We start from the raw sequence: 5,373 nt of genomic DNA on the forward strand, positions 1-5,373 counted from the left end.
GCTACCGTGGACGGGATTCTTCCTCGGATTCGGTCGCATAGAACATGGCTACGCTACCGCGGACGAGATTCTTCCTCGGATTCGGTCGCATAGAACCCAGATACGCTACCGTGGACGGGATTCTTCCTCGGATTCGGTCGCATAGAACATGGCTACGCTACCGCGGACGAGATTCTTCCTCGGATTCGGTCGCATAGAATCTATATTTTAATGAAACAAAGAATATGAAGAAATTTTTTCTAAAAAATAATTCCTCTTATTACACTTTATTCTCTGTTTTTTCAAGTTCTTCTTCTTGAAGCTTGCGCCATAATATTTTTCCACTGCTGGTCATTGGGAATTGCTTTCTAAACTCAACCTCACGCGGATATTTATAAGCGGCCATATGCTGTTTGGACCATTCAATAATGTCTTCCTCGCTTATTTTCCCTTCATGATTTTCGTTTAATATTACAAATGCTTTCACCGTTTCCCCTCTTCTTGAATCTGGAACACCGACGACACAAGCCTGCTGAATGGCCGGGTGTTTATAAAGATAAGACTCCACTTCTGTCGGCCAAACCTTAAAACCGGATGCATTAATCATCCTTTTCACCCTGTCTACAATAAAGAAATATCCTTCTTCATCATAACGGCCAATATCGCCCGTTCTGAAAAACGTTTTCCCGCCAATTTCCATAAAGGAGCCTCTATTTTCATCGTCCCGGTTATAATAACTGACCATTACCTGAGGACCATTGACAACGATTTCTCCTACTTCTCCGACACTTAATTCTTTTCCCGTACCGGGTTCGATAATCCGAGCATCAACATCAAAGGATGGGATTCCAAGACATTGCATTTTTGGACGGTCTGCAGGGTTGAAATGAGTTTGAGCCATTGTTTCAGACAATCCATAGCCTTCGACAAACCGTAACCCGGTAAGGTTAAACAATTTTTCCCCAACCGCTTCCGGTAATGCTGCACCACCGCCGGATAGGGAAGTTAAATTTGTGATATCCTCTGCTTTTAATTTCGGATTTGCGAGGAAATCCACAATCATCGTGGCAATCGCTACCCAATGGGTGCAGGCCTTCGTTTTGATTAACTCAACTGCCGCCTCTCGATTCCATCTTGTCATAATGGCCATTGTGCCACCTGCAAAAATCGGCATATGCATGCTGTGAACCATTCCTGTTACATGGAATAGCGGCAAGGTTGTTAAATGGACAGAATTCGTTGTCGTGCGCGACCAGTAATAGGCTCCGATCGTATTTGCATTCACCGAACGGTTTGTGTGCATACACCCTTTTGGTAGTCCGGTTGTTCCGGAAGTATAGGGAAGGACTGCTGAATCCTCGCCTTTGGTCGTATGTTCAGTTGGAATGAGCTTCGACTCTATCGTATCACTCCAAAGGAAATGGTTAGACTCATTAAAAACAACTCTCTCGGCTTCAACCTCATTTGGAAGAATACCGGTAAAATCATTGGAAATATAATCTGAGTATGTAGCAATGACTAGATTATTTAGGGTTGTTGCTCCATACAATGGACGGACTTGCCCGTATAGTTCCTGCCCAATTAATGCTGTTTTGATTTCACAATCACGAATATAGAATTCCAATTCATCCGCTGTTAACATGGGATTGATAGGAACCACAACTGCATTTGCCCTTAAAATGGCATAGTATCCGATGACAAATTGCGGAGAGTTCTGCATAAACAGCAATACCTTATCACCTGCTGCTACACCGAGTTTGTGCTGCAAATAACCGGCAAGGCTGATGACTTCCTCGTCTAATTGTTGATAAGTGAGGCTGCTGCCATAATAATAGATTGCTTCTTGATCTGGATAACGATCCGCACTAACCTTAAGGTTGTGATAAAGTGATGTGGATGGAAGTTTCAAAGATTTCGGTATTTGCGGCCAATATTTGTAATGTAGGGTTAGCATTGATCAACTCTCCTAAACTTATTATTTTTCCAGAATTGTAAACGCTATCATTTTTTAAAATATAAAGGAGACAAATGCCTCCTCTATTCTTCTCTTAATACAGGTGATACACGACCTCCCCTTTTAACACCTCTTTCTCCTCCTGATTAACTGCTTCAACTTTAAAGCGAAGGGTTTGATCCTGTTTTTCTACTAATCTTGCTTTAAGAGTGATGACATCATTTAAAAAGACCATTCCTTTAAACCGGATGGAATAATCCTGAATGAATCCCTCTTCAAAATAGGAAGTAAACAGCTTTGCAAGGTTTCCCATGGTCCACATCCCATGGGCAATAATCCCCGGCAGTCCAGCTTTTTTTGCCTCTTCATCAATCGTATGGATTGGGTTATAATCTCCCGAAGCTCCTGCATATCTGATTAGGTCGAGCCTTGAGACAGGCTCAAGCTGAATTTCTTTCACCGATTCTCCAACCTGTAACTGTGACAATGGACTCATGGTGTTAACACCTTCCTCACCGCTTCAGAAATAACAATGGTCGAGGTAGAGCTAAAAAGGGTATTTCCGGCTGCATCCTCTCCAAAGCTTTCAAGCACAAGAAAACCCATTTTCCCAAACCCGCCTTTTTTCTCTACATAGCTTTTTACGATGGAATAGCAGTAAACTTCTTCTCCTACCAACAATGACCGAACATAATGAAAGGTTTGTTCCCCATGAATTAAGCCTTTAACAGGAAGATGAAAGCCTTCAATTTCCCCATAATCAAAAACCCTTGGAAACGTCGGCGGTGCAATATTGGATTTATATCTTGATTGTTTTCCGACCTCTTCATCAAAATAGATTGGCTGCAAATCGCCAATGGCTTCAGCAAATTTCTTAATTGCGCCTCTTTCAACGACATTCTTTATTTTGGTTGATTGCTTGCCAATTTGATCTTTAAACAATTCTATCCCACCTCACAAGATTAGCATTTTGGTCCGCCTGCAACATAAATAACCTGCCCGCTGACAAACGATGATTTTTCATCAGCAAAGAAAGCAACCGCATTGGCGATATCGGCCGGCTTGCCGCTTCTGCCAACTGGAATCTGTGACACGTTTGCCTCAACCAAGGTCTCGAATGGAATACCGATTCTTTCTGCAGTCGCCTTGGTCATTTCTGTTTCAATAAAACCAGGTGCCACCGAATTTGCCGTGATTCCATATTTACCAAGTTCAATCGCCAAAGTCTTCGTAAAGCCCTGTAAGCCAGCTTTGGCAGTTGCGTAATTAGCTTGACCGCGGTTTCCAAGGGCAGAAGTAGAGGAAATATTAATGATCCGTCCATATTTCTTTTCCACCATATATTTTTGGACAGCACGTGCTGCATTAAAGGAGCCCTTTAAATGAACATCCATGACCATCTGCCAATCAGAATCCGTCATTTTAAACAGCATGTTATCACGGATTACCCCAGCATTATTGACAAGAATGTCTACGGATCCAAATGTTTCATAGACCTCTTTAACTGTGGTTTCCACCTGCTCGGCATCGACCACATTGGCAACCTTCGAATAGACCTCATAGCCTTTTTCTCTTAATTCACTTGTTGTTTCATATAATGCTTCTTCATTTAAATCAATAAAGGCAACCTTTGCGCCTTCTTCTGCAAAAAGCTCCACAATTCCTTTGCCAATCCCACGGCTTCCGCCTGTTACAAATGCTACCTTCCCTGTAAATCTTCCAGCCATTTCAATTCCTCCCAACAATCAATTCTATTAGTCTCTTTATCATACTATAAGTAAGAGAACGCTTACAATTCTTACCTATTAAATAGATTGACCTATTTTTACATGACCTTTAATCAGATTTCTGGCAATAATCATCCGCTGAATTTCGTCTGTACCATCATAGATTCTCCAAAGTCTGGCTTCACGGTACCAGCGTTCAATTGGCAATGCCTTTGTATAGCCCATACCGCCATGAATTTGCAAAACGCGATCGACAACAAGGTTGCCCATATTGGACCCGAATAATTTAGCCATTGAAGCTAAGTGGCGGTTGTCTTCGCCTTGATCAAGCGTGAATGCAGCATTTAATACTAACCATCTGGCAGCTTCGATTTCAACCGCAGAATCAGCTATTTGCCACTGAATGGCCTGTCTTTCGGAAATTAGCTTGCCAAAGGTAATTCGCTCTCTTGAATAATCGATTGCCATCTGCAATAATCGCTCCGCTGACCCGACTGCTCTTGCCCCAACGTTCCATCTGGCAAAACCAATCCACTCAAGACCGAGGTTGTATCCTTTATGGACTTCGCCAAGAATATTCTCCTCCGGAACACGAACATTTTCAAAAACTAACCCGGCTGGTCCCCATTCTCCCATTGTATGTATATATTCTGATTTCCAGCCCATTTCTCTATCGACAATAAAACAGGTAACCCCTTCGCGACCTAATGTTTTTTGATGGAGTTCTTTATCGGTAATCGCAATCGCCATAACAAAATCGGCTTCATTTCCTCCAGTGATAAAAGTCTTTTCTCCATTTAGCACCCATTCATTGCCTTCTTTTACAGCAGTCATTTTAATATTTCGTGTATCAGACCCGGCACCAGGCTCGGTCATCGCAAAACAGGATTTCTTTTCGCCGTTAATGGTTGGAATTAAATATTTCTTCTTTTGTTCTTCGTTTCCATAATAAAGAATATTATCGGCAGAACCGCCAAATTGGAATGGCACAAACGTTTTGGAAACCTCCATTAACACAATCGCCATCATCATTTGTCCAAGATTGGCACCGCCGTATTCTTCTGGAGTATTAATTCCCCAAAAGCCGGCTGCCTTCGCCTTTAATTGCAGTTCCTTTAGCTTTTCAGGCGGGAGGCTGGGCCTGCCTTCTCTTTCATTTCTCAGCACATCATTTTCAAGCGGGATCAGCTCTTTTTCTACAAATCTTCTAATTGTCTTTTGCACCATTTTCTGTTCGTCGGTAAGTCGTAAATGCATGCCATTCACTCCATTCTAATTCTTAGAATCTTCCCTATTACCACAAAAATAATATGCAAAACGCTTCGGGAACATACCTACCGGTTGGTATGTTAACTTTATTTTATTCTGAACTTTCAGATAACACAAGCTTTATGTGAGGGTATTTTTAAATTTATCTATTTAGACAGTTATATACTGGCGTTATGACGCTTGCAACTGGCGTATAGGTGCTCGCAACTAGCGATAGACTATCTCCAACTGGCGGAAGGCCGGCTTCAACTAGCGGATGGCGCACTCCAACTGGCGAAAAGGTTTCCAACTAGCGTTTAAATGCCCGTAACTAGCGCTAAACTACATCCAACTGGCGGAAAGCCGGCTTCAACTAGCGGAAGGCGCACTCCAACTGGCGAAAAGATTTCCAACTAGCGTTTAAATGCCCGTAACTAGCGCTAAACTACATCCAACTGGCGGAAA

General features: G+C 42.4%; 6 protein-coding genes. All 6 read right to left on the reverse strand.

What is annotated here, in order from left to right; genetic code table 11:
* Positions 1–259: 259 nt before the first annotated feature.
* Positions 260–1,933, reverse strand: a complete 1,674-nt coding sequence (locus tag J2Y67_RS27420; RefSeq protein WP_310179331.1) for a long-chain fatty acid--CoA ligase — start codon at positions 1,931–1,933, stop codon at positions 260–262.
* Positions 1,934–2,027: 94 nt separating this feature from the next.
* Positions 2,028–2,429 (reverse strand): MaoC family dehydratase, encoded by a 402-nt coding sequence (locus J2Y67_RS27425; RefSeq protein ID WP_310179333.1) that lies wholly within the window; start codon positions 2,427–2,429, stop codon positions 2,028–2,030.
* Positions 2,426–2,875 (reverse strand): MaoC family dehydratase N-terminal domain-containing protein, encoded by a 450-nt coding sequence (locus tag J2Y67_RS27430; RefSeq protein WP_310179335.1) that lies wholly within the window; start codon positions 2,873–2,875, stop codon positions 2,426–2,428. Before J2Y67_RS27430 ends, J2Y67_RS27425 begins: the two co-directional genes overlap by 4 nt.
* 20 nt (positions 2,876–2,895) lie before the next feature.
* Positions 2,896–3,660: a 3-oxoacyl-ACP reductase FabG gene (gene fabG, locus J2Y67_RS27435; RefSeq protein WP_310179338.1), complete on the reverse strand. Its 765-nt coding sequence runs from the start codon at positions 3,658–3,660 to the stop codon at positions 2,896–2,898.
* Positions 3,661–3,738: 78 nt separating this feature from the next.
* Positions 3,739–4,917 (reverse strand): acyl-CoA dehydrogenase family protein, encoded by a 1,179-nt coding sequence (locus J2Y67_RS27440; RefSeq protein ID WP_310179340.1) that lies wholly within the window; start codon positions 4,915–4,917, stop codon positions 3,739–3,741.
* A 154-nt stretch (positions 4,918–5,071) separates the two neighbouring features.
* Positions 5,072–5,218 (reverse strand): hypothetical protein, encoded by a 147-nt coding sequence (locus J2Y67_RS27445; protein WP_310179342.1) that lies wholly within the window; start codon positions 5,216–5,218, stop codon positions 5,072–5,074.
* Positions 5,219–5,373 lie beyond the last annotated feature (155 nt).

Origin of the sequence: Neobacillus niacini, from assembly GCF_031456445.1 — a bacterium.
In the GTDB taxonomy this organism is placed as follows: Bacteria; Bacillota; Bacilli; order Bacillales; family Cytobacillaceae; genus Neobacillus; species Neobacillus niacini_I.